Source organism: Micromonospora sp. RP3T (assembly GCF_003027925.1).
Taxonomy (GTDB): Bacteria; Actinomycetota; Actinomycetes; order Mycobacteriales; family Micromonosporaceae; genus Micromonospora.
Genome location: NZ_PYPS01000017.1, coordinates 1 through 23,102, shown reverse-complemented (window position 1 = coordinate 23,102; position 23,102 = coordinate 1). Strand labels below are relative to the sequence as shown.

The 23,102-nt window shown below is 71.6% G+C and carries 23 protein-coding genes, 1 tRNA gene and 1 pseudogene; 14 read left to right on the top strand and 11 right to left on the bottom strand.

The genetic code is table 11. From position 1 onward, the window contains the following. The first annotated feature begins 56 nt into the window (after positions 1-56). Positions 57-1,232: a PLP-dependent aspartate aminotransferase family protein gene (locus C8054_RS15615; protein ID WP_107157520.1), complete on the top strand. Its 1,176-nt coding sequence runs from the start codon at positions 57-59 to the stop codon at positions 1,230-1,232. 52 nt (positions 1,233-1,284) lie between these two features. Here the strand turns inward: C8054_RS15615 and C8054_RS15610 are convergent, their stop codons facing one another. From C8054_RS15610 to C8054_RS15605, 3 genes and pseudogenes are all read right to left on the bottom strand, one after another. Continuing rightward, positions 1,285-1,773, bottom strand: a complete 489-nt coding sequence (locus C8054_RS15610) for a hypothetical protein (RefSeq protein WP_233219663.1) — start codon at positions 1,771-1,773, stop codon at positions 1,285-1,287. A 156-nt stretch (positions 1,774-1,929) separates the two neighbouring features. Then, positions 1,930-2,034: pseudogene (locus C8054_RS32765) on the bottom strand (transcriptional regulator); the annotation flags it as partial. 32 nt (positions 2,035-2,066) lie between these two features. After that, positions 2,067-2,144, bottom strand: a tRNA-Leu gene (locus C8054_RS15605). A 94-nt stretch (positions 2,145-2,238) separates the two neighbouring features. On the opposite strand from C8054_RS15605, the gene C8054_RS15600 reads away from it, so the two are divergent. The 10 genes from C8054_RS15600 to C8054_RS15555 all read left to right on the top strand — a co-directional run bounded on the left by C8054_RS15600 (position 2,239) and on the right by C8054_RS15555 (position 11,973). Next, complete coding sequence (locus C8054_RS15600) at positions 2,239-2,862, top strand: ANTAR domain-containing response regulator (RefSeq protein WP_091059864.1); 624 nt, start codon at positions 2,239-2,241, stop codon at positions 2,860-2,862. 41 nt (positions 2,863-2,903) lie between these two features. Continuing rightward, entirely contained in the window at positions 2,904-4,091 is a 1,188-nt protein-coding gene (locus C8054_RS15595) for a hypothetical protein (protein WP_107157519.1), read from the top strand. 258 nt (positions 4,092-4,349) lie between these two features. Next, entirely contained in the window at positions 4,350-5,510 is a 1,161-nt protein-coding gene (locus C8054_RS15590; protein ID WP_107157518.1) for a branched-chain amino acid ABC transporter substrate-binding protein, read from the top strand. A gap of 107 nt (positions 5,511-5,617) precedes the next feature. Continuing rightward, positions 5,618-6,568 (top strand): branched-chain amino acid ABC transporter permease, encoded by a 951-nt coding sequence (locus tag C8054_RS15585; RefSeq protein ID WP_107157517.1) that lies wholly within the window; start codon positions 5,618-5,620, stop codon positions 6,566-6,568. Further along, on the top strand, positions 6,565-7,710 hold the full coding sequence (locus C8054_RS15580; RefSeq protein WP_107157516.1) for a branched-chain amino acid ABC transporter permease: 1,146 nt from the start codon (positions 6,565-6,567) through the stop codon (positions 7,708-7,710). The genes C8054_RS15585 and C8054_RS15580 overlap by 4 nt, the downstream gene beginning before the upstream one ends. 55 nt (positions 7,711-7,765) lie before the next feature. Beyond that, on the top strand, positions 7,766-8,548 hold the full coding sequence (locus C8054_RS15575) for an ABC transporter ATP-binding protein (protein WP_199199784.1): 783 nt from the start codon (positions 7,766-7,768) through the stop codon (positions 8,546-8,548). Continuing rightward, the gene (locus C8054_RS15570; protein ID WP_107157514.1) at positions 8,538-9,248 is read left to right on the top strand and encodes an ABC transporter ATP-binding protein; all 711 of its coding nucleotides are present in this window, start codon (positions 8,538-8,540) and stop codon (positions 9,246-9,248) included. The genes C8054_RS15575 and C8054_RS15570 overlap by 11 nt, the downstream gene beginning before the upstream one ends. Before the next feature lie 31 nt (positions 9,249-9,279). Next, positions 9,280-10,185, top strand: coding sequence for an ABC transporter substrate-binding protein (locus C8054_RS15565; protein WP_107157513.1), 906 nt, complete (start codon positions 9,280-9,282; stop codon positions 10,183-10,185). A gap of 4 nt (positions 10,186-10,189) precedes the next feature. Further along, positions 10,190-11,167, top strand: coding sequence for an amino acid ABC transporter permease (locus tag C8054_RS15560; protein WP_107157512.1), 978 nt, complete (start codon positions 10,190-10,192; stop codon positions 11,165-11,167). 53 nt (positions 11,168-11,220) lie between these two features. Continuing rightward, the gene (locus C8054_RS15555) at positions 11,221-11,973 is read left to right on the top strand and encodes an amino acid ABC transporter ATP-binding protein (protein ID WP_199199781.1); all 753 of its coding nucleotides are present in this window, start codon (positions 11,221-11,223) and stop codon (positions 11,971-11,973) included. 39 nt (positions 11,974-12,012) lie between these two features. On the opposite strand, the gene C8054_RS15550 is transcribed toward C8054_RS15555, so the two are convergent. Then, complete coding sequence (locus tag C8054_RS15550; protein WP_107157510.1) at positions 12,013-12,237, bottom strand: hypothetical protein; 225 nt, start codon at positions 12,235-12,237, stop codon at positions 12,013-12,015. 113 nt (positions 12,238-12,350) lie between these two features. On the opposite strand from C8054_RS15550, the gene polA reads away from it, so the two are divergent. Next, a complete protein-coding gene (gene polA / locus C8054_RS15545; protein ID WP_107157509.1) occupies positions 12,351-15,050 on the top strand; it encodes a DNA polymerase I in 2,700 nt (899 codons plus the stop codon). A gap of 32 nt (positions 15,051-15,082) precedes the next feature. On the opposite strand, the gene C8054_RS15540 is transcribed toward polA, so the two are convergent. The 6 genes from C8054_RS15540 to C8054_RS15515 are packed head-to-tail and all read right to left on the bottom strand — an operon-like array spanning position 15,083 to position 18,381. Beyond that, positions 15,083-15,505 carry a MerR family transcriptional regulator gene (locus C8054_RS15540; protein WP_107157508.1) on the bottom strand — a complete coding sequence of 141 codons (423 nt, stop codon included), beginning with the start codon at positions 15,503-15,505 and terminating at the stop codon, positions 15,083-15,085. An 18-nt stretch (positions 15,506-15,523) separates the two neighbouring features. After that, complete coding sequence (locus tag C8054_RS15535) at positions 15,524-16,273, bottom strand: SDR family NAD(P)-dependent oxidoreductase (RefSeq protein ID WP_107157507.1); 750 nt, start codon at positions 16,271-16,273, stop codon at positions 15,524-15,526. A gap of 52 nt (positions 16,274-16,325) precedes the next feature. Continuing rightward, complete coding sequence (locus C8054_RS15530) at positions 16,326-16,673, bottom strand: DUF3140 domain-containing protein (protein ID WP_107157506.1); 348 nt, start codon at positions 16,671-16,673, stop codon at positions 16,326-16,328. After that, positions 16,660-16,878 carry a DUF2945 domain-containing protein gene (locus tag C8054_RS15525; RefSeq protein ID WP_107157505.1) on the bottom strand — a complete coding sequence of 73 codons (219 nt, stop codon included), beginning with the start codon at positions 16,876-16,878 and terminating at the stop codon, positions 16,660-16,662. The genes C8054_RS15530 and C8054_RS15525 overlap by 14 nt, the downstream gene beginning before the upstream one ends. 40 nt (positions 16,879-16,918) lie before the next feature. Then, positions 16,919-17,521: a Uma2 family endonuclease gene (locus C8054_RS15520; protein ID WP_233219657.1), complete on the bottom strand. Its 603-nt coding sequence runs from the start codon at positions 17,519-17,521 to the stop codon at positions 16,919-16,921. Between the two features lie 56 nt (positions 17,522-17,577). After that, complete coding sequence (locus C8054_RS15515; RefSeq protein WP_107157611.1) at positions 17,578-18,381, bottom strand: class I SAM-dependent methyltransferase; 804 nt, start codon at positions 18,379-18,381, stop codon at positions 17,578-17,580. A gap of 321 nt (positions 18,382-18,702) precedes the next feature. Here C8054_RS15515 and rpsA point away from each other — a divergent pair, with 321 nt between their 5' ends. Then, positions 18,703-20,232 (top strand): 30S ribosomal protein S1, encoded by a 1,530-nt coding sequence (gene rpsA, locus C8054_RS15510; RefSeq protein WP_107157503.1) that lies wholly within the window; start codon positions 18,703-18,705, stop codon positions 20,230-20,232. Positions 20,233-20,426: 194 nt separating this feature from the next. Continuing rightward, positions 20,427-21,641, top strand: coding sequence for a dephospho-CoA kinase (gene coaE, locus C8054_RS15505; protein WP_107157502.1), 1,215 nt, complete (start codon positions 20,427-20,429; stop codon positions 21,639-21,641). Between the two features lie 49 nt (positions 21,642-21,690). Here coaE and C8054_RS32045 read toward each other — a convergent pair. Continuing rightward, the coding region (locus C8054_RS32045) for a hypothetical protein (RefSeq protein ID WP_107157501.1) at positions 21,691-23,102 on the bottom strand (1,412 nt) is incomplete at its 5' end.

Sequence of the window (23,102 nt, the reverse complement as noted above, 5' to 3'; positions counted from 1 at the left end):
GGGCGGAAGCGAGATCATCAGAATCTTCTTCGCTTCCCTTGCTCTGGCCTATCGTCATGTTCGACGCTTTCGGCATGACCGCCGTGGACACCGCAGCCGTGCACGCCGGGCGTGACGACCTCGCCGGGCTCGGCGTCCACGTCCCGCCCATCGACCTCTCCACCACCAACCCACTGCCCTCGGTCGCCGGCGGCGGCGACGACTACGAGACGCTCGCCACCGGCAACCCGCTCCCGGCCGGCGGCAGCGCCGTCTACCAGCGGCTCTGGAACCCCACCGTGGCCCGCTTCGAGACCGCGCTCGCCCACCTCGAAGGCACCGCCGAGGCGGTCGCCTTCGCCAGCGGCATGGCCGCGCTCACCGCCACCCTGCTCGCCGCCACCCGCGACGGCAAACGCCACGTCGTCGCCGTCCGCCCGCTCTACGGCGGCACCGACCACGTCCTCGCCAGCGGCCTGCTCGGCACCGCTGTCACCTGGGCCCGTGCCGACGACGTCGCCGCCGCGATCCGCCCCGACACCGCGCTCGTCGTGGTGGAGACCCCGGCCAACCCGACGCTCGACCTCGTCGACATCGCCGCGCTCGCCACCGCCGCCGGCGACGTCCCGCTGCTCGTCGACAACACCGTCGCCACACCCGTGCTCCAGCAACCCGCCCGGCACGGCGCCGCGCTCGTCCTGCACAGCGCCACCAAGAGCATCGGCGGCCACGGCGACGTCCTCGCCGGCGTCGTCGCCTGCGCGCCCGACTGGGCCGCCCGGCTGCGCCAGGTGCGCGCCGTCACCGGCGCCGTCCTGCACCCGCTCGGCGCGTACCTGCTGCACCGCGGCCTCCAGACCCTCCCGCTGCGGGTCCGCGCCCAGCAGGCCGGCGCCGAGAAACTCGCCGCCTGGCTCGCCGGCCACCCCGCCGTCGAACGGGTCCACCACCCGTCCCGCCACGACCCGGCCGGGCTCGTCGGCCGCCAGATGTCCGGCGGCGGCAGCCTCCTCGCCTTCGAGGTACGCGGCGGCGCGCCCGCCGCCGCCACGGTCGCCGGCGCCTGCGAACTGATCACGCACGCCGTCTCGCTCGGCGGCGTCGACACGCTCATCCAGCACCCGGCGTCGCTGACGCACCGGCCGGTCGAGGGCGACGCCAAGCCGGGCGGCGCGCTGCTGCGCGTGTCGGTCGGGCTGGAGGACCCGGAGGACCTGCGGGCCGATCTGGCGCGGGCGCTGGCGTCGATCTGACGCGACGCCGCCGCGCGTCCGGTCGAGGCGCGCGCCCGGCCGTGGCGTCCGGTCAGGACTTCGGGCCGACGTGCCGGTCCAGCGCGGCGACCGCCTCCCGGCGGGCGACGGACAGCGAGTTGCGGCGATTCATCCGCCAAGCGATGCCGAGCAGGTCGAGCGCCCACTGACAGAGGCCCATGATGTCGGTGGACTCGTTGACGAACATGTAGCGGGGGTAGACGTACTTCTTGCCGCGCACGGTCACCCGGTTGCTGACCCGACAGCCGTCGGAGTGGAAGAGGCCGCGCAGGAAGTGACCCGGGTGGGCTTCGACGATGGTTCGCTGCCAGTCGGTCAGGACGATCGGACGCTCGTGCTTCTTGCCGGGTCCGTGCTGCGGCAGGAGACACGGCCAGTGCTTGCCGTAGCTCTGCACGTTGACACAGCCCTGTTGCTGAACGCGCTGCACCTTCTCGGCCAGCACCGCGCGCATGGCGTCGTCACACGCCTCGATCAGCCCCGGCCAGCAGTCGCTGCAGGAGATCCGGAGCACCGGCACCCGAGCCCTGGTGACGAGATGCCCGTCTCCCAGGTAGAGACCGAGAAGGTAGGCATACGCCGCCGGGTCTGTCGGAACGTGGACACCGTCACGACAGCGAAAACATCGCAGTGCGGTGCCCTGCTGTTTAGGCTCCGGTCGATCTTTGCACCAGTGGCGGACCGTCGGGTACGAGAGCCCCACGGTGCGCGCCACCTCGGCGACGGTCGCGCCACCGAGGTAGAGACGTCGCGCCCTCGCGCGTAACTCGGGTGGATGCACCACCCCATAGTCGAACGCCTGTATGACAATTTTGGTGCCCCCGGTGGGATTCGAACCCACACTGTATGCAGTTTGAGTGCATTGCCTGCTGCCGGTTGGGCTACGGGGGCCTTGCGTCATTCGACCTTCACAGACTACCCACTAGGCTAGGGGCGGCGACACCCGGCACGGCGGGTGTCGGGTTCGAACCGGTGGGAGTGGCTCGTGGGCGAGATGCAGACGGATGCCGAGCGCAAGCGCGTTCTGATCGCCGAGGACGAGGCGCTGATCCGGCTGGACCTGGCCGAGATGCTGGTCGAGGAGGGCTACGAGGTGGTCGGCGAGGCCGGCGACGGGGAGACCGCCGTCAAGCTCGCCGAGGAGCTCAAGCCCGATCTGGTCATCCTCGACATCAAGATGCCGATCATGGACGGGCTGGCCGCCGCCGAGCGGATCGCCGGCGCGCGCATCGCCCCCGTGATCATCCTGACCGCGTTCAGCCAGCGTGACCTGGTCGAGCGGGCCCGGGCGGCCGGCGCGATGGCGTACCTGGTCAAGCCGTTCCAGAAGAGCGACCTGGTGCCGGCCGTGGAGATCGCGCTGTCCCGGTACTCGGAGATCTCCGCCCTGGAGGCGGAGGTGGCCGGCCTGACCGACCGGCTGGAGATCCGCAAGACCGTCGAGCGGGCCAAGGGCGCGCTGATGACGACGTACGGCATGACCGAGCCGCAGGCGTTCAAGTGGATCCAGCGCACCGCGATGGACCACCGGATGACCATGAAGGAGGTCGCCGAGCGGATCCTCGCGGAGACCGCCGGCGGCGAGGTGGCGCAGCAACCCGCCTCCTGACCCAAGGGGCGGGGGAGCGACCGATCGATAGGATCGGATGCATGCCTTCTCCGCGCCTCAGGTCGGTCCTCGCCGTGGTCGCCGGCGTGGCGGTGCTGTTGACCGCCTGCCGGTCGACGCCGGGGCGGCCCGCTGATCCGGCCCCGGTGCGCCCGGCCTGGCGGGCGGTCGAGTTGCCCGTGCCGGCGGGCGTCGCGGGTCGGCCGCTGCTGCGCGACGCGGCGCACTGTGGGAGCCGCTGGTACGCGGTCGGCGGGCTGGTCGACGCCGCGGGGGAGACCCGGCCGGCGGCCTGGTCCAGCGCGGACGGGCTGAGCTGGTCGGCGTTGCCGGTGCGGGCGCAGACGTTCTACGGCCGGCAGCACGTGCTCTACGCGGTGGCCTGCCGCGACGACGGAATGGCGGCGCTCGGCGCGAAGACGGGCGGCGTGCACGGCAATCCGCGTACCGGAACGTGGGTGTGGCGTCCGGGCGGGCCGGTGCGGGAGGTGCCGGCGGCGTTCGAGTTGTTCGGTGGGCCGCGCGCGGTGAGCGCGGCGCGGCTGGCGGCCGGGCCGGCGGGCTGGTTGATCGCCGGGGCGCGCGCCGACGGGGCGGCGGTGTGGACGTCGCCGGACGCCGGCGGGTTCGTGCTGCGCGACGGGGTGCCGGAGCTGGCCGGCGACGCCCGGGGCCGGACGACGGCGTACGACGCGGTGGCGGTGGGTTCCGGCTGGCTGGTGGTGGGGTCGTTGCTGCCGACCGGCGGCGCCGCCCTGATGCCGTTGGCCTGGTCGTCGGTGGACGGCCGGTCGTGGCGGCGGTCGGCGCTGCCGGTGTCGGCGGGCGGCGGGGCGGCGGAGCGGGTGGTGGTGCGCGACGGCGCGCCGACCGTGGTGGGTCCGGTCCGGGGCGGCTTCGCGGTGTGGCGCGCGCCGGCCGGCCAGCCGGACGGTTGGCGGCGGGTGGGCGGGTTCGGCGCGGCCGGTCCGGGGGTGCTGTCGGTGGCGGGTCTGGTGGGCGTCGACGGCCGGCTGCTCGCGGCGACCGGGGACGGTGCGGATCGGCGGCTGTGGATCTCGGGGGACGGTGGTGCGTCGTGGCGGCCGGTGATCGTCCCGGCGTCGGTGCCGGACCGTGGGGACGCCGCGCTGGCGGTGGCCGCCGGCAAGGCCGGATTGCTGGTGGTCGCGGACGACGGGAAAAGCTCCCGTGCCTGGTGGGCGGCGTTGTCGGCCGTCGATGAGTAGCGGGTGCTGGCGGGTTGACCCGTTACCGATGAAACCTCGGTGAACGCCTTGTGCCGCCTTCGGTTCTTACGGGAAGCGTCGGGAATCCGCCACGGCGTGTAACGGTTCGGTCAACCCCGCTTTCCGGGTCTTACGCCACCGCTGGCCGGTGGGATAACGTCCCGGCCCAGACCGGCGACGACGGTCTGGTTCGTCCGCCCCCGCAAGTGCCAATCAGCAGCGGGTGGTTCGGACCATGGACGGAGGAGGGTTCGGGCCTTGAGGCAGAAGCTCGCACGCGTGATCGGCGGGGTCGCCATGCTGGCGCTCGTCGCCGGTGGTACCGCTTGTTCCAGCGGCAGCGACGACGAAGCGTCCGGGGGCAGCGCCTGCGGGAGCAAGATCGCTTTCTTCGGCGCGCTGACCGGTAGCTCGGCCGCGCTGGGCATCAACGAGAAGAACGGCGTCAAGCTGGCGGTCGACAAGTACAACAAGGAGAACGCCGACTGCAAGGTGGAGCTCGCCGAGCTCGACTCGCAGGGCAGCCCGGACCAGGCGCCGCAGCTGGCCCAGAAGGCGATCGACGACGCCAAGATCCTCGGCGTGGTGGGTCCGGCCTACTCGGGTGAGTCGGAGGCCGCCGGTCCGCTGTTCAGCGAGGCCGGTCTGGTCACCATCACCCCCTCCGCGACTCGGCCCAGCCTCGCCGAGCAGGGCTGGAAGACGTTCTTCCGCGCGGTCGGCAACGACTTCAGCCAGGGCCCGGCCGCCGGCAACTACATGAAGAACGTGATGAAGGCCGACCGGGTCTACGTCATCGACGACCAGTCGGCGTACGGCGCGGGCCTGGCCGACGAGGTCAAGAAGGTGCTCGGCCCGGCGGTCGTGGGTAGCGACAAGGTCCAGGGCGAGGGCAAGCAGACCGAGTTCTCCGGTGTGGTCACCAAGGTCAAGGCCGCGAACGTCAAGGCGGTCTTCTACGGTGGCTACTACCAGGAGGCCGGCCTGATCCGCAAGCAGCTCACCGCTGCCGGTGTCACCGCCCCGCTGGTCGCCGGTGACGGCGTCAACGACGGCGCGTACATCACCTCCGCCGGCGCGGCGGCTGCCGAGGGCACCATCCTCACCTGCCCCTGCCAGCCGTCCACCGAGGCGCGCGGCACCTTCGCCGCCGACTACAAGGCGCTCAACGGCGCCGACCCGGGCACCTACAGCGACACCGCGTTCGACGCGGCGAACATCCTGCTGGCGGGCATCAAGGCCGGCAAGTCCTCCCGCGCCGACCTGCTGGAGTTCGTGAAGGGCTACAGCGGCGAGGGCGTGGCGGCCAGCTACAAGTTCGTCGAGGGCGGCGAGCTGGACCCGGCGCAGGTCAAGGTCTGGGCGTTCAAGGTGCAGGGCGGCAAGGTCGTCCCGGACCAGGAGATCCCCAAGTCCTGATCGGTCGATCGCTGCGACTGGCGATTGAGTTGTGAATCGCGGGTGCGGCCGGGAGCTGGCTCCCGGCCGCACCCCCTTTTTCTCTTCAGCGACGGAGCGTCCCTCCCTTGAACTTCGACGGACTGTTCTCCAACTTCGGGGAACTCACCACGACCGGCCTGACGCAGGGCGCGATCTACGCCCTGGTCGCGCTCGGCTACACGCTTGTCTACGGCGTGCTCAGGCTCATCAACTTCGCCCACTCCGAGGTCTTCATCGCCGGCGCGTTCGCCGCGATCTGGACCTGGAACGGCTTCGGTCTCGACCAGGACTCGCAGGTCAGCGGCGTCGGCTCGATCCTGTTCTATCTGCTGGTGGCGATGATCGTGGCGGCCATCGCCTCGGCCGGCACCGCGACGGTGATCGAGCGGGTGGCGTACCGGCCGCTGCGCAAGCGCAACGCGCCGCCGCTGGCGTTCCTCATCACCGCGATCGGTGCCTCGATCGCGATCTCCGAGGCGTTCGGCGTCTACACCCGACGCCTGCCCCAGGGCGCGCCGTCGCTGGTCAGCTCCAAGCCGCTGTTCCACGTCGCCGGCGTGCCGATCGACAGCATCCAGCTGCTCACCATCGGCGCCGCGTTGGTGATGATGTTCGCGCTGGACCAGTTCATCAACCGCAGCCGTACCGGCCGCGGTATCCGGGCGGTGGCCCAGGACGCCAACACGGCGGCGCTGATGGGCGTCAACAAGGACCGGATCATCCTGATGGTCTTCATCGCCGGCGGCACCATGGCCGGTGTCGCGGGCCTGCTCTACGACGTCCGGATCCAGACGCTCACCTACAGCGTCGGGTTCCTGCTGGGCCTCAAGGCGTTCACCGCGGCGGTGCTCGGCGGCATCGGCAACCTCCGCGGCGCGCTGATCGGCGGCCTGCTGCTGGGCGTCGTGGAGAACTACGCCTCGGGCCTGTTCGGCAGTCAGTGGAAGGACTTCGCCGCGTTCGCGGTGCTGGTCGTGCTGCTGATGTTCCGGCCGACCGGTCTGCTGGGCGAATCACTGGGGAGGGCACGCGCATGACGACGACGGTGAATCCGCCGACCCCGGAGCAGCAGGAGGGGATCGGGGTGCGACTGCGGCACGGCCGCGAGGCGGTCGCGAACCGCTGGCACCACGCTCCGCGCTGGGTGCGCTGGGTGCTGCTGGCCGCGGTGATCGTGTTCTTCTACGCGTTGCCGAACAAGGAGTTCTACCAGTACCTCGGGCCGATCCCGACGCCCGGGGCGAACTTCACCCAGGTGCTCTTCACGGTCTCGATCTACGTGTTGCTGGCGGTCGGGCTGAACATCGTGGTCGGCTTCGCCGGCCTGCTCGACCTGGGCTACTTCGGCTTCTTCGCGGTCGGCGCGTACACGGTCGCGGTGTTGACGTCGCCGAGCAGCAACATCAAGACGCTGTGGCCGTGGCTGCTGGTGGTGCCGATCGCGATCGCCCTGACCATGGTCTCCGGCGTCATGCTGGGCACGCCGACGCTGCGGTTGCGCGGCGACTACCTGGCGTTGGTGACGCTCGGCTTCGCCGAGATGATCCGGATCGCGGCGGTCAGCTCCGACTTCCTCAAGGGGCAGCGGGGCTTCAACCAGATCCCGCACCCGCCCGGCAAGTACGCCGACGGCAAGCCGTTCTTCGGTGTGCTCGACGCCCGCCCCTACTACTGGCTGGTGCTCACGCTGATCATCCTGGTGGTGATCGGGGTGCGGAACCTGACCCACAGCCGGGTCGGCCGGGCCTGGATCTCGATCCGGGAGGACGAGGACGCGGCCCAGCTCATGGGGGTTCCGACGTTCAAGTTCAAGCTGTGGGCGTTCGCCTCCGGCGCGGCGATCGCCGGCCTGGCCGGCGCGTTGTTCGCCGGCAAGCAGAACTTCGTCAACTCGCAGAACTTCGAGCTGCTCAACTCGATCATCATCCTGGCCGCGGTCATCTTCGGCGGTTCCGGCAACATCGTCGGCGCGATCGTCGGCGGTGGCCTGGTGGCGTACATGATCGAGCGGTTCCGCGGCATCGAGCTGTTCGGCGTCGAGCTGTACGAGTACCGGTTCCTCTTCTTCGGTCTGGTGCTCGTGGTGATGATGATCTTCCGGCCGCAGGGCCTCATCCCGAACCGGCGACGAGCGGCGGAGTTCAAGGACCGTCGCAAGGAGGTGATCGTCGGTGAGTGACACCGAACAGACCCCGGCCGTTCCGGCCCAGGCCGCGGCGCCCGCCGTCGAGACGGTGGACAAGCGCGAGCCGTTGCTGGAGGTCGACCACGTCACGCTGCGCTTCGGCGGTGTGGTCGCGCTCAACGACGTGGACTTCACGCTCTACAAGGGCGAGATCCTCGGGCTGATCGGGCCCAACGGCGCGGGCAAGACCACCTGCTTCAACGCGATGACCGGCATCTACCAGCCCACCGAGGGGCAGATCCGGTTCCGGGGCGAGAAGATCAGTGGCAAGAAGCGCCACCAGATCACCCGGATGGGCATGGCCCGTACGTTCCAGAACATCCGGCTCTTCCCGGAGATGACCGCGCTGGAGAACGTCCAGGTCGGCGCGGACGCGCACCACAAGACCAGCGTGATCTCCGCGCTGCTGCGGCTGCCGCGGCACTGGAAGGAGGAGCGCGAGGGTCGGGAGAAGGCCGAACGCCTGCTGGAGTTCGTCGGCATCCGGCCCCGGATGCACGAGTTCGCCCGCAACCTGTCGTACGGCGAGCAGCGGCGCCTGGAGATCGCCCGGGCGCTGGCCACCGACCCGGTGCTGCTCTGCCTGGACGAGCCGGCCGCCGGCTTCAACCCGGCGGAGAAGGAGGAGTTGCTCCAGCTCATCCGGCAGATCCGCGACACCGGCGTGACGGTGCTGCTGATCGAGCACGACATGCGCCTGGTGATGGGCGTGACCGACCGGATCGTGGTGCTGGAGTTCGGAAAGAAGATCGCCGAGGGGCTGCCCGCCGAGGTGCGGGACAACCCGAAGGTGATCGCGGCGTACCTGGGGGTGCCGGACGATGCTGCTTGAGATCGAGGACGTGAGCCTGCTCTACGGGCGGATCCAGGCGCTGCACGGCATCAGCCTGACCGTGGACGAGGGCGAGATCGTCGCGCTGATCGGCGCGAACGGCGCCGGCAAGTCCACCACCATGCGGGCGATCTCCGGCATCCGGCCGATCGCCACCGGCAGCATCAAGTTCGCCGGTGAGGACATCTCCAAGCTCCGGGCCGACCTGCGGGTCCGGCGCGGGCTGTGCCAGGCGCCCGAGGGTCGGGGCATCTTCCCCGGCATGACGGTGCTGGAGAACCTCGACATGGGCGCGTACACCCGGCGGGACAAGGCCGGCATCGCGCAGGACCTGGCGCGGGTGCTGGACCTGTTCCCCCGGCTGGCCGAGCGGCGCAAGCAGGCCGGCGGCACGCTCTCCGGCGGCGAGCAGCAGATGCTCGCGGTCGGCCGGGCGCTGATGAGCCGGCCGAAGCTGCTGCTGCTCGACGAGCCGTCGATGGGTCTCGCGCCGATGCTCATCCAGCAGATCTTCACCATCATCACGGAGATCAATCAGCAGGGCACCACCATCCTGCTGGTGGAGCAGAACGCCCAGCAGGCCCTGGCCCGCGCGCACCGGGCGTACGTGCTGGAGACCGGCCGGATCGTCAAGAGCGGCACCGGCGCGGACCTGCTGCACGACCCCTCGGTCAAAGAGGCCTACCTCGGCGTGGCCTGACCGACGCCCCCCTCGCAAAAGGAGTACCCCCATGTTCCACAGCAGCCCCGGCCGTCGGGCGGCGCGCGGCGTCGCCGGCGCGGCCGTCCTCCTGCTCTCCCTCGCCGCCTGCGGTGAGGAGGAGAGCACCGAGCAGCCCGGCGGCGGCGCGAGCGTGACCGCCACGGCGGACTCCTCGCTGGCCGCCAAGGTGCCCGACGCCATCAAGGCCGACGGCAAGATCGTGGTCGGCACCGACTCCACGTACGCCCCGGCCGAGTTCCTCGACTCCGACGGCAAGACCGTCATCGGCTTCGACGTCGAGCTGTTCACCGCCGTGGCGGCCAAGCTCGGCCTGAAGGCGGAGTTCGTCTCGGCGCCGTTCGGCGACATCATCAACGGCGTCAACTCGGGCAAGTACGAGGTCGGCGTCTCGTCGTTCACCGTCAACGACGAGCGCAAGGGCCAGGCCAACATGGTCAGCTACTTCCAGGTCGGCACCCAGTGGGTGACCAAGAAGGGCAACCCGGCCGGGGTGGCGCTGGACAACGCCTGCGGCAAGAAGATCGCGGTGCAGAAGGACACGGTCCAGGTCGAGGACATCCAGAAGCGTTCTAAGACCTGCACCGACGCCGGCAAGCCGGCCATCACGATCGACCAGTTCCCGGGTCAGGACGCTGCCACCGCCGCGGTCGTCTCCGGCAAGGACGACGCGATGCTCGCCGACTACCCGGTCGGGGTGTATGCGGTGACCCAGTCCAACGACGCCCTGGAGCTGCTGGACAAGCAGTACGAGGCGGCCCCGTACGGCTACGTGGTGGCCAAGGAGCAGGCGCAGTTCGCGGAGGCGGTGCGCGACGCCACCAAGGCGCTGATCACCGACGGCTCTTACAAGCAGGTGCTCGACAAGTGGAAGGTGGGGGACGGCGCGATCACGGATCCCGCGATCAACCCGTGACGACATGACCACCGAGGAAGCGACAACCGCGCGGGCACGGCCGGAACCGATCAAGGCCGTGCCCGTGCGGCACCCGGGACGCTGGATCGCAGTGGCGGTGCTTGCCGTGCTGACCGCGATGTTCGTCCACCTGTTGGTGACCAACAAGGCCTTCAACTGGTCCTTCATGGTCGACAAGATGTTCCGCCCGCCGATCATCGAGGGGCTGCTGCGCGGCACCGTGCTGATGACGGTCAGCGCGATGTTGATCGGCGTCACGCTCGGCGTGGTGATCGCGGTGATGCGGCTCTCCGACAACCCGATCCTGCGCGGCGTGGCCTGGCTGTACACCTGGTTCTTCCGGGCCGTGCCCCGGCTGGTGCTGCTGGCCGTCTTCGGCAACATCGGCATCCTGTGGAGCCGGGTCGAGTTCGGCGTGCCGTTCGACACCCAGCTCGGCCAGCTGTTCGGCATCGACAACCTGCAACTGCGGTTGTTCGGGTTCTCCTCCCGGGACATCCTCACCGGCTTCATGGCCGGCCTGCTCGGGTTGGCGCTCTCCGAGGCCGCGTACATGGCGGAGATCGTCCGGGCCGGCATCCAGTCGGTGGATCCGGGGCAGACCGAGGCGGCCCAGGCGCTCGGCCTGAGCCGGGGCCAGTTGCTGCGCCGGGTGGTGCTGCCGCAGGCGATGCGGGTGATCATTCCGCCGACCGGCAACGAGACCATCGCCATGCTCAAGGACACGTCGTTGCTGCTCTACGTGCCGGTCAGCGTAGAACTGTTCTTCCAGCTCGACGCCGTCGGCAAGCGGACGTTCCAGATCTTCCCGATGTACGTCGCCGCCTGCCTCTGGTACTTGTTCCTGACCAGCATCTTGCTGGTCGGGCAGTATTTCCTGGAGCGCCACTTTGGCAAGGGCTACGGCACTAGCGGCCGCGCCCGGATGCGGCTGCGAGGGATGACGGCGGAGGCCGGCGGCAGTGCGGGGGTGGTGAAGTGACCGAGCTGATCGTGCCCACGCAGGCCACCGCCCCGACGGCCGGGTCCGACCTCATGGTGCGCGCCGAGCAGGTGCACAAGTCGTTCGGGCCGCTGGAGGTGCTCAAGGGCATCGACCTGGAGGTCCGTGCCGGCGAGGTGTGCTGCCTGCTCGGGCCCTCCGGCTCCGGCAAGTCGACGTTCCTGCGCTGCATCAACCACCTGGAGAAGATCGACGCCGGCCGGATCTGGGTGGACGGCGACCTGATCGGCTACCGGGAGCGCGGCGGGAAGCTGCACGAGATGCGGGACAGGGAGGTGGCCGCGCAGCGCCGGGCGATCGGCATGGTGTTCCAGCGGTTCAACCTGTTCCCGCACATGACAGTGCTGGGCAACGTGACCGAGGCGCCACTGCTGCTGCGGCAGGAGAAGAAGGCGCAGGCCCGGGAACGGGCCGCGGAGCTGCTGGAGCGGGTGGGGCTGGGCGACAAGCTCGGCGCGTACCCGGGTCAGCTGTCCGGCGGCCAGCAGCAGCGGGTGGCGATCGCCCGGGCGCTGGCCATGCGACCGAAGCTGATGCTCTTCGACGAGCCGACCAGCGCGCTCGACCCGGAGCTGGTGGGCGAGGTGCTGGACACGATGAAGGACCTGGCCCGCGACGGCATGACGATGATCGTGGTCACCCACGAGATCGGCTTCGCCCGGGAGGTCGGCGACCACCTGGTCTTCATGGACGGCGGGGTGGTCGTCGAGCAGGGCGACCCGCGCGAGGTGATCGCCGCGCCGAAGCACGAGCGGACCCAGGCGTTCCTGGCCAAGGTGCTCTGACGGGTCCGGTGCGGCGTGCGTCGCACCGGACCCCTCCGGTCAGTTCACGAAGCCCCGGAGCAGCCAGCCGGGACTCTGCGGCTCACAGACGTAGGTCTGGTAGATGCCGCTGCTGACCCGGGACTGCCCGACCGAGATGCACTTCGACTGGAGCGTGTAGACCCCGCCGCTGACCCACCCGGCGAACGCCGGCCCGCTCAGCACGGTCAGCGCGCCGGCCGTGGCGAGCGCAGGTACCAGAATTCGGACACCCCATCGTCGCATCGGGTCCTCCTCGTCTGTGCTATCGACTGATCTCCATACCGTAGTGGTTCGGTCGCGATCCGTGGGGGTTGCGGGTGCCGGGGATGTCGGGGTCACGGACTAGAGTCGCTGCCGTGACAGCTACGACGCCGCGCCTGCTCCTCGTCGACGGACACTCCCTGGCATACCGGGCGTTCTTCGCCCTGCCGGTGGAAAACTTCTCCACCACCACGGGGCAGCCGACCAACGCCGTCTACGGCTTCACCTCGATGTTGATCAACGTGCTGCGCGACGAGCAGCCGACCCACATCGTGGTGGCGTTCGACGTCTCCCGCCGTTCCTTCCGCACGGAGAAGTACTCCGAATACAAGGCCGGCCGCAGCGAGACCCCGACCGATTTCAAGGGCCAGGTCAGCCTGGTCAAGGAGGTCCTCGCCGCACTGCGGGTGCCGGTGGTCGAGAAGGAGGGCTACGAGGCCGACGACGTCATCGCCACGCTCGCCTGCCAGGCCCGCGACCAGGGCATGGACGTGCTGATCACCACCGGCGACCGGGACGCGTTCCAGCTCGTCGGCGACCAGGTCACCGTGCTCTACCCGCGCAAGGGCGTCTCCGACCTGGCCCGGATGGACCCGGCGGCGGTCGAGGCGAAGTACGGCGTCACCCCGGGCCGCTACCGCGACCTGGCCGCGTTGGTCGGCGAGACCAGCGACAACCTGCCCGGCGTGCCCGGGGTCGGCCCGAAGACCGCGGCCAAGTGGATCAACCTGTACGACGGGGTCGAGGGCGTGGTGGCGCGCGCCGACGAGATCAAGGGCAAGGCGGGCGACAGCCTGCGCGAGCGGCTCGCCGAAGTGATCCGCAACTACGAGATCAACCGCCTGGTCACCGATCTGGAGCTGCCGGTGCGTCCCGAGGACGCCCGCTGGCAGGGCTGGGACCGCGAGGCCGTGCACCAGGTGTTCGACACGCTCCAGTTCCGCATCCTGCGCGACCGGCTCTACCAATATCTGGAAGCCGTCGAGCCGGAGGCCGAGGCCGGCTTCGAGCTGGCCGGCGAGGTGCTGACCGAGCCGGGCGCGCTCGCCGGCTGGCTCGGCACGCACGCCCCGGCCGGCACGTCGGTCGGCCTGGCGGCCACGCTCGACACCGGGCCCAACCGCCGGCACACCGCGACCGTGACCGGGATGGCGCTGGCCACCACCGACGGCGCGGGCGCCTGGTTCGACCCGAGCCGGCTGGCCGCCGACGACGAGGCCGCGCTGGCCGGCTGGCTGGCCGACGCCGGGCGGCCCAAGGTGCTGCACGACAGCAAGCCGGCGGTGCTGGCGTTCGCCGCGCACGGTTGGGAGCTGCGGGGCATCGCCCGCGACACCCAGATCGCCGCCTACCTGGCCCGTCCCGACCAGCGTTCCTACGACCTCACCGACCTGGCGCTGCGTTACCTGCACCGGGAGCTGCGTGTCGACGCGCCGGAGACCGGCCAGCTCACCCTGGACGGGTTCGGCGACGACGACGCGGCCGAGCAGAACCTGATGCTCCAGGCCCGGGCCACGCTCGACCTCGCCGACGCGATCGACGCCGAGCTGTCCCGGGACGGCGAGCAGTCCGCCCGGCTGATGGCCGAGGTGGAGTTGCCGCTGATGCGGGTGCTCGCCGCCATGGAACGCACCGGCATCGCCGCCGACACCGAATACCTGTCCGAGCTGGAGGCGCACTTCGCCGCCGAGGTGAAGGCCGCCGCGCAGAGCGCGTACGCCGTGGTCGGCCGGGAGTTCAACCTGGGCTCGCCGAAGCAGTTGCAGGAGATCCTCTTCACCGAGCTGGCGCTGCCCAAGACGAAGCGGATCAAGACCGGCTACACCACCGACGCCGACGCCCTCCAGTGGCTCTACGCGCAGACCGAGCACCCGCTGCTGCACCACCTGCTGCGCCACCGCGATGTCGCCAAGCTCAAGTCGACGGTCGACGGGCTGCTCAAGTCCGTCTCCGACGACGGCCGGATCCACACCACGTTCAACCAGACCGTGGCCGCGACCGGGCGGCTGTCGTCCACCGAGCCGAACCTCCAGAACATCCCCATCCGCACCGAGGAGGGGCGGCGGATCCGGCGCGCGTTCGTGGTCGGCGAGGGCTACGAATGCCTGCTCACCGCCGACTACAGCCAGATCGAGATGCGGATCATGGCGCACCTGTCCGCCGACGAGGCACTTGTCGAGGCGTTCAACTCCGGGCACGACTTCCACGCCGCGACCGCCTCCTCGGTCTTCACCGTCGAGGTCGGCGACGTCACCGCCGACCAGCGCCGCAAGATCAAGGCGATGAACTACGGCCTGGCGTACGGGTTGAGCGCGTTCGGCCTGTCCCAGCAGCTCGGCATCTCCGCCGAGGAGGCCCGCGGGCTGATGGAGAACTACTTCGCCGGGTTCGGTGGCGTCCGCGACTACCTCCACGAGGTGGTGGCCCGGGCCCGGCAGGACGGCTACACCTCCACCATCCTGGGTCGCCGCCGCTACCTGCCCGACCTGGTAAGCGACAACCGGCAGCGCCGGGAGATGGCCGAGCGGATGGCGCTCAACGCCCCGATCCAGGGCTCGGCGGCCGACATCATCAAGGTCGCCATGCTGCACGTCGACAGCGCGCTGCGCGACGCCGGGCTGCGTTCCCGGATGCTGCTCCAGGTGCACGACGAGCTGGTGTTCGAGGTCGCCCCGGGGGAGCGGGAGGCGCTGGAGGCGTTGGTGCGCAAGGAGATGGGCGCGGCGTACCCGCTGTCGGTGCCGCTGGAGGTGTCGGTCGGCGAGGGCCGCGACTGGAACAGCGCCGACCACTGACCGACCCCCCACCCCCACGCCCCCCGCGTCGATCAAGGAGTTTGCGTCGTGGAGTGGCCGGCGGGCGACGCAAACTCCTTGATCGACATCGGGGGTGCGGGGACGGTGAGCGCGGCGGCGTGCAGGGCGGCGGCCAGGCGGTTCCGCGCGGCCACCTGGGCGGCGATCCGGGCGTCCAGCACGGCCAGCCGCTCCCGGGCGACCCGGAGGCCGGTCGGGGACGGCGGCGCGGCGGTGACGTCTCCGTCCAGGCAGGGCAGGAAGACCCGGACGTCGTCCAGGGTCAGTCCGGCGTCGAGCAGATGGCGGATGTTGCGGACCCGGGTGACCGCCGCCGGGTCGTACTCGCGGTAGCCGTTCGCCGCCCGGGTCGACGTGATGAGGCCCTGCTCCTCGTAGTGCCGCAGGACGCGTGGCGTGCAGCCGGTCGCCCTCGCCACCGCACCGATCCGCACCCGTCACCACCGTTCCGTTCAGGCGACCACCGCGCCGCCGTCCACCGGCAGCACCACGCCGGTGAGGAACGCCGCCTCCGGGTCGCAGAGCCGCCGGATCGCCCAGGCTACTTCTGCCGGCCGGCCGACCCGACCCGCCGGAGTGTGCGCCACCTGCCAGTCCCGCAGCGCGGCACGCCGCTCCGGCGAGAGGCCCCGGTGCGCCCCGATGGGCGTGTCGACTGCGCCGGGCGCCACCGCCACCACCCGGACGCCACGCGGCGCGAGTTCCACCGCCCAACTGCGGGTCAACGAGTCGAGCGCGGCCTTGCCGGCCGCGTACACCGCGCTGCCCGGCCAGGCACGCATGCCGACGGACGTGGTGACGTTGACTAGCACGCCACGGGTCTCGGCGAGCGCCGCCACGGCGGCGTGCGCCAGCCGGAGCGGAGCGAGCAGGTTGGTCTCCAGTTGCCGGCGGGCGGCGTCCTCGTCCAGCTCCGCCAGGGGACCGCCGCCGGCCACGCCGGCGTTGTTGACCAGCACGTCCAGCCGGCCGTGCCGGTCCAGGGCGACGCGGACGATCCGGGCGGGCGCGTCCGGGGCGGTGACGTCGGCGGTCAGCGGCACGATGCCCGGCCGACCGGCAGCGGTCTCCGCCAACGGCGCGGGCCGCCGGCCGACCGCGACGACGGCGTCCCCAGCGTCGGCGAAGGTGTGCGCGGTGGCCCGGCCGATGCCGGTGCCCGCGCCGGTGACCACGACCACGCGTGACGTTCGGCTTTCCATGTCGGGCATCCTGCGACCCTGCCGTCAACGGCAGGGTCAAGCGGCCGGACGCTCAGCTCTTGAGCGGGTCGTGCCCCCAGTTCATCAGCGACCAGCGCCACCTCGTGTCGCGCACGTCGCCGGACGGGCGTTGGGCCAGGTGCCGGTGCACGTAGCCGACCACCTTGCGCATGTGCTTGTAATCGGCGGCGGTGAGCTGGTCGCGCTTGCGGCGCAGCAGGTCCACGATCCGGCGGCCGGAGTCGTGCCCGACCGATTCGCCGCCCTTGGTGCCCGGCTTGTGCCAGCCGACGTGCTTGGACTCGTCGGTCTCCAGCCAGCGGGTCAGCTCGGCGGGTTTCATGTTCACCGCGTCGGTGAACTCGCGGTACGTCTGCTGCGGGTCCTCACGGCGACTCATCGCGGAGCACCTCCGGTCGGTGGGCGACGTCGCGGCCGGAGTCGTCGTTGGTGATCCGGTACTGCGGCTGTTCCGGAGAGGCGTGCACCGGATGCCCGCGGACGTGGGTGCGCTCGGTCAGCTTCTCCTTGACCACGCCGTACGCCCGGCCGCTGTGGCTGGCCCAGGAGACGTGGTCGCCGACGCGGAACTCCTTCTCGGCCATGCCGGCGGTTACCCGCTCGCCGGACCGAGTAACGGTGCGGTCAGGGCCGGATCTCGGCGACCGGCAGCTTGATGTCGAACGGCTCGGCCAACTCGACCACCTCGCTGCCGTCGGCCACCAGCTCGTACTGGCGCTCGCCGCCGGGGCCGATCCGGTCACCGAGGCGGTACGCGTACAGGTGCACCGGGTCCTGCTCGATCCGCCAGTAGAACGGGATGCCGGCGGCGGCGTACTCGCCCGGCTTGGCGAACCGGTCCACCCGCCGGGTGCCGGGCGAGACGATCTCCACGGCCAGCACGACGTCGGCCGGTCGCAGGCGGGACCGGTCGGTCGGTAGTCCGGCGTGGTGGAGCAGCACATCCGGTTGCCGGCTGGTGTTCGGACTGAGCCCGACTCCGACGGCCTGGGATGCCCGCAGGTGAGCCGGTGAGTGGGATCGCAGCCAGAGCCACAGCAGGCTGGAGATGGTCTGATGGCCCAGGGTGGGGGAGGGTGTCACCTGGATGACTCCGTCGACGAGTTCGACGCGGGGGGCGTCGTCCGGCAGGGTGAGCAGGTCCTCCAGCGTGTAGTCCGCACGCTGCTGCCGCATCGGGTCCGGACACCAGGGGCCAGGTGATGTCGGGATGGGCTCGGCGCTCATGCGGCGAGCGTACCGCCGGGGAACCGCACCCGTGGCGGACCGAGTGTGCGACGCGCTCAGGGCGCCGGCTTCTCCGCGACGAAGATGGCGGTGCCGGGGAAGAGCCGACCGCGCAGCGGGCTCCACTGGCCCCAGATCCCCTCGTGGCCGGCCGGCCACTCCGGCTCCACCAGGTCGAGCAGGCGGAACCCGGCGTCGACCAGCTCCCGGATGCGGTCGCCCAGCGTGCGGTGCTGCTCGACGTAGGTGGCCACGCCGCGTGCGTCCTGCTCGACGTAGGGGGAGCGGTCGAAGTACGAGTGCACGGCGGTCAGCCCGCCCTCGCCCGGGTCGTCGAGGAAGATCCAGCGCATCGGGTGGGTGACCGAGAAGACCCACCGGCCGCCGGGGCGCAGCACCCGGGCCACCTCGCGCATCGCCGCCGCCGAGTCGTCGACGAACGGGATCGCGCCGAACGCGGTGCAGACCACGTCGAAGGCGGCGTCGCCGAAGGGCAACGCCAGCGCGTCGGCCTGGACCAGCGGCACGCGTACCCCGCTGCGGTCGGCGGCGTCGGCGGCGTGCCGCAACATGCCGGCGGAGAGGTCCAGCGCGACCGGCCGGGCGCCCTGGGCGGCGAGCCAGCGGGCGGCGGCGGCCGCGCCGGCGCCGAGTTCGAGGATCCGGCGGCCGGTGACGTCGCCGAGCAGTCGCGCGTCGGCCTCCCGCAGCCCTTCCGGACACCAGACGAAGTCGACGTCACCGAGGAACCTGCCGTGCTCGGCCTGGTAGGCGTCGGCGTCGGTGTCCCACCAGCCGCGGTTGGCCCGGCGGATCTCGGCGGCCCCGACCCGCCGGCGGGTCACCCTGTCGTCGTCCACGGAGTCCACGCTAGGGCCGGTCGGGTGCCGCGTCGCGGGCGGGCCGGGCGTGTCGCGGGTGGGGCGGATGTGACGGACGAGACAGGAGTGGCCCCTTACCGCGCGAAATCTCCGCTTTCGCAGCGGATGAGGTCGCACGGACCCGGGAGGGCTTGCACGCTGTGGTAATGCAGCGGGTAGGCTAGACGATGCGCTCGCGGATCGTGTGCCTCGGCAGGGAGCAGGTGTGCGGTCACCGGAGCCACTAATGATCTTCTTGCGTCGATCGTTCGGTGTGCCCGGCGACGGATCCGCTGGCGCGGAAGAGTCACCGCGACACCCATGCCCGCTGTGACAACCCATCCGACCGGAGCAACCGCCCACATGACGAGCAGCATCGAGGCCACCTCGAGCGCCAACAAGGTCACGCACGACGATCTCGGCTCTGAGGAAGCATTCCTCGCCGCTATCGACGAGACCATCAAGTACTTCAACGACGGCGACATTGTCGAAGGCACCGTCGTCAAGGTCGATCGGGACGAGGTCCTGCTCGACATCGGCTACAAGACCGAGGGCGTGATCCCCTCTCGGGAGCTGTCGATCAAGCACGACGTGGACCCGGCCGAGGTTGTTTCGGTCGGCGACCACATCGAGGCCCTCGTCCTCCAGAAGGAGGACAAGGAGGGTCGGCTGATCCTCTCCAAGAAGCGGGCGCAGTACGAGCGGGCCTGGGGCACGATCGAGAAGATCAAGGACGAGGACGGTGTCGTCCGCGGCTCGGTCATCGAGGTCGTCAAGGGTGGTCTCATCCTCGACATCGGTCTGCGCGGCTTCCTGCCCGCGTCGCTTGTCGAGATGCGGCGGGTGCGTGACCTGCAGCCGTACGTCGGCCGCGAGCTCGAAGCCAAGATCATCGAGCTGGACAAGAACCGCAACAACGTGGTCCTGTCCCGCCGGGCCTGGCTGGAGCAGACGCAGTCCGAGGTGCGCACCGAGTTCCTCAACAAGCTCCAGAAGGGGCAGGTCCGCAAGGGCGTCGTCTCCTCGATCGTCAACTTCGGCGCGTTCGTCGACCTGGGCGGCGTGGACGGCCTGGTGCACGTCTCCGAGCTGTCCTGGAAGCACATCGACCACCCGTCCGAGGTCGTCGAGGTGGGCCAGGAGGTCGAGGTCGAGGTCCTGGACGTCGACCTGGACCGCGAGCGGGTCTCGCTGTCGCTGAAGGCGACCCAGGAGGACCCGTGGCGTCAGTTCGCCCGCACCCACGCGATCCAGCAGATCGTGCCGGGTAAGGTCACCAAGCTGGTGCCGTTCGGCGCGTTCGTCCGGGTGGACGACGGCATCGAGGGCCTGGTCCACATCTCCGAGCTGGCCGAGCGCCACGTGGAGATCCCGGAGCAGGTCGTGCAGGTCGGCTCCGAGGTCATGGTCAAGGTCATCGACATCGACCTGGAGCGCCGCCGGATCTCGCTGTCGCTCAAGCAGGCCAACGAGGGCTTCGTCGAGGGCGAGGAGCACTTCGACCCGACCCTCTACGGCATGGCCGCGACGTACGACAACGAGGGCAACTACATCTACCCGGAGGGCTTCGACCCGGAGACGGGCGAGTGGCTCGAGGGCTACGACAAGCAGCGCGAGACCTGGGAGAACCAGTACGCCGAGGCGCGTCAGCGTTGGGAGGCCCACACCAAGCAGGTGCAGACCTCCCGCGCCGCCGACGCCGAGGCCGCGGCCAACCCGGCTCCGCCGGCCACCAGCACCACCACCTCGACCTCGTCGGCCCCGAGCCGTCAGGCCGAGGAGCCGGCCGGCACGCTGGCCACCGACGAGGCGCTCGCCGCGCTGCGGGAGAAGCTCGCCGGCGGCAAGTGACCGGTCGCTGACGCCGGTTCGTCCACCCGGACGCACCAGCGGCTGCCTCTGACGACGGGCCCCGTCCCCGCGTTCCGCACCAGTGGAGCGCCGGGGGCGGGGCCCGCGTCGTGGACACCTGCGGACGCCGCTCGCGTCGGCTCGGAAGCGCCGGCCTGTTTGGCATGTGTCCGATGATCCGGTTGACTGTCCGGATGCTGAAGGTGGGGCTGACGGGCGGGATCGGATCCGGCAAGAGCGCGGTCGCGGCCCGCCTCGCCGCGCTCGGCGCGGTGGTCGTCGACTCGGACCGGATCGCCCGCGAGGTGGTCGCGCCCGGCACCGAAGGACTGGCCGAGGTGGTCGCCGCGTTCTCCGACCGGGTCCTGGGCCCGGACGGCTCGCTGGACCGGGCCGCGCTGGGCGCGCTGGTCTTCGGCGACGAGACCGCCCGCCGCCGACTGGAGGCGATCACCCACCCCCGGGTCCGGGCGCGGGCCGCCGCGCTGCTCGCCGCCGCGCCCGCCGACGCGGTGGTGGTCAACGACGTGCCACTGCTGGTCGAGGTCGGGCTCGCACCCACGTACCACCTGGTGGTGGTGGTGCAGACGGCGGTGCCGACCCGGCTGGCGCGGTTGTCCCGGGACCGGGGCATGGACCCGGCCGAGGCCGGGCGGCGGATCGCCGCGCAGGCCGATGACGCCCGCCGGGCGGCGGTGGCGGACGTGCTGCTCACCAACGACGGCACGCTGACCGACCTGCACGACGCGGTGGACGACCTCTGGCGGGACCGGTTGCTGCCCTACGAGCGCAACGTCCGCGAGCGGCACGCCGTCCGGGCCGAGCCGTCGACGCTGATCGAGCCGTCGACGTTGACCGGGCCGTCGACGTTGACCGAGCCGGATCCGACCTGGCCCGCGCAGTACGCCCGGCTGGCCGCGCGGATCCACCACGCGGCCGGTGGCGACCTCCGGGTCGACCACGTCGGCTCCACCGCCGTGCCCGGCCTGGCCGCGCCGGACGTCATCGACATCCAGCTCACCGTTCCCTCGCTGGCGGAGGCGGACGGTCCGCTCGCCGACCGGCTGGCCGAGGCGGGCTTCCCCCGGCTGCCCGGCGAGTGGCGGGACGCGCCGCGTCGCCCCGACCGGGTGCAGTGGGTGAAGCGGCTGCACGGCGGCGCGGACCCGGGTCGCCCGGTGCTGCTGCATCTGCGGGTGGCCGGCTCGGCCGGCTGGCGGTACGCGCTGCTGATGCGCGACCACCTCCGCGCGGACCCGGCGGGCCGGGCCGCGTACCTCCAGGTGAAGCGGGACCTGGTGGCTGCCGCGCCGGACAGCGCGGAGCACGGCACGCTCACCGATCCCTGGTTCGACGAGGAGCACCTGCGCGCCGAGGACTGGGCCGCCCAGACCGGCTGGCGCCCCTGACCCCGGCCCGCCACCCCCACCCTCGCCCCCAGATTCCCGGAAAGTGTGCTCATTCCGCGCCGGATGGCCGCACTTTCCGGGAATCTGCGTGCCTCGGCGGGGTGCGGGAGGGGGCGGGGGTGAGGGTGAGGTGGATCCACACGTTTCGGGTGGTGCGCAGTTCCAGGCGGTGCGGCAGTCCGGCCCGGTCCAGCCACCAGCGCAGGCCGCCCGGCACCTCGATGACGTCCACCGCACGGCCGGCGGTCTCGTCCGCCCGGATCCGCAGCGCCGGTCCGTCCGGTGGTCGGGTGCCGGCCCGTAGCGCGGCCTCGAGGAGCCGGTCCAGGGCGTCGGTGGGCGGCTGGGCGGCGGCCGTGAGCAGCCCGCCGGGCGTCGGCAGTGGCGGCGTGCCGGGTCCGTCCGGGGACGCCTGCGCGTGCGCCACCCCGCCCGGTCCGGCCCGGCGCAGCGTACGCCGGCCGGTGTCGTCGTCGGTCACCGTGAGGTACGCCGACGGCGTCGACCAGCTCAGCGTGCCCACCCCGTGCAGGGTGGTGGACGGGTCGAGCGGGGCGGCCACGGTCACCGCCGCGCCGCCGACGTGCCGCAGCCGGGCGGGCAGCCCGGCCAACCGGTCCGCCTCGTCGTCGGTCAGCTGCCGGGGCTGCCCGGCCCGGCCGCCGAGCGCGTCCACCGGGTGCGGTGCGGGCCGGTCGGCGCGCTCCAGGTCGACGGTGACCGGCGTGCCGTCGGGCAGCCGGCCGGCCAACCGGTGCAGTCGGGCGTCCCGGTCCAGCCAGAGCGTCGGCCGTGACTCGCCCGACGGGGCGGCCAGCGGTGCCCGGAGCACGTCCACCGGGACGCCGGCGAGGTTCTCCCGGCGCAGCCAACGGCCGTCCCGCGCGACCGGGTCGAGCCGGTCCGCGCCCAGCCCGAGCAGCAGGTCGCGGACGGCGGCCAGCCCTTGGCCGGCCGCCGGTTCGCGGAGCCGCCACCGGTCGGGCGGCGGGACCAGCGGTGGTCGCGCCGGCGTGGGCAGCGCGGCCGGGGCCGGCCGGATCAGCAGCGCCGCCGCGGTGGCCTGGACGAGCCCCCGGTCGGCGCCCGCGCCGGGGCCACCGATGTCCAGGTAGAGCAGCGGCCGGGCCCAGTCGACCCAGCCGAGCAGTTCGATCCGGTCCCGGCCGGCGCCGACCGTGCCCCGGACGCCGGCGCGCAGGTCCCGCACGTTGGTCACCCGCAGCGCGGCGACCCGCTCGGCCTCGTCGGTGGTGAGCGGGCGGTCCGTCGGGTCCGACCGTGGTGGGGACGCGCCGGGCAGGCCGGCGACCAGGAGGGTCGCCGAGGCGGCGGCGGCCAGCACGAGCGAGGCCAGCGCGGCGCGTCGGCGGGTCGGCCGGTCCGGTGGGTCGCCCGCCCCGTCCGGCGCGGGATCGTCGCCCGCCCGGGCGGCGCCGGCCGGTCCCGGGCCGGTCGGGA

What these genes read in the sequence shown, in the direction of transcription:
- C8054_RS15615 (WP_107157520.1), top strand. Translation starts at nt 57, where the DNA reads ATGTTCGACGCTTTCGGCATGACCGCCGTGGACACCGCAGCCGTGCAC.
- C8054_RS15595 (WP_107157519.1), top strand. Translation starts at nt 2,904, where the DNA reads ATGCCTTCTCCGCGCCTCAGGTCGGTCCTCGCCGTGGTCGCCGGCGTG.
- C8054_RS15580 (WP_107157516.1), top strand. Translation starts at nt 6,565, where the DNA reads ATGACGACGACGGTGAATCCGCCGACCCCGGAGCAGCAGGAGGGGATC.
- C8054_RS15570 (WP_107157514.1), top strand. Translation starts at nt 8,538, where the DNA reads ATGCTGCTTGAGATCGAGGACGTGAGCCTGCTCTACGGGCGGATCCAG.
- C8054_RS15565 (WP_107157513.1), top strand. Translation starts at nt 9,280, where the DNA reads ATGTTCCACAGCAGCCCCGGCCGTCGGGCGGCGCGCGGCGTCGCCGGC.
- C8054_RS15560 (WP_107157512.1), top strand. Translation starts at nt 10,190, where the DNA reads ATGACCACCGAGGAAGCGACAACCGCGCGGGCACGGCCGGAACCGATC.
- C8054_RS15555 (WP_199199781.1), top strand. Translation starts at nt 11,221, where the DNA reads ATGGTGCGCGCCGAGCAGGTGCACAAGTCGTTCGGGCCGCTGGAGGTG.
- C8054_RS15550 (WP_107157510.1), bottom strand. Translation starts at nt 12,237, where the DNA reads ATGCGACGATGGGGTGTCCGAATTCTGGTACCTGCGCTCGCCACGGCC.
- C8054_RS15535 (WP_107157507.1), bottom strand. Translation starts at nt 16,273, where the DNA reads ATGGAAAGCCGAACGTCACGCGTGGTCGTGGTCACCGGCGCGGGCACC.
- C8054_RS15530 (WP_107157506.1), bottom strand. Translation starts at nt 16,673, where the DNA reads ATGAGTCGCCGTGAGGACCCGCAGCAGACGTACCGCGAGTTCACCGAC.
- C8054_RS15525 (WP_107157505.1), bottom strand. Translation starts at nt 16,878, where the DNA reads ATGGCCGAGAAGGAGTTCCGCGTCGGCGACCACGTCTCCTGGGCCAGC.
- C8054_RS15520 (WP_233219657.1), bottom strand. Translation starts at nt 17,521, where the DNA reads ATGAGCGCCGAGCCCATCCCGACATCACCTGGCCCCTGGTGTCCGGAC.
- rpsA (WP_107157503.1), top strand. Translation starts at nt 18,703, where the DNA reads ATGCCCGCTGTGACAACCCATCCGACCGGAGCAACCGCCCACATGACG.
- coaE (WP_107157502.1), top strand. Translation starts at nt 20,427, where the DNA reads ATGCTGAAGGTGGGGCTGACGGGCGGGATCGGATCCGGCAAGAGCGCG.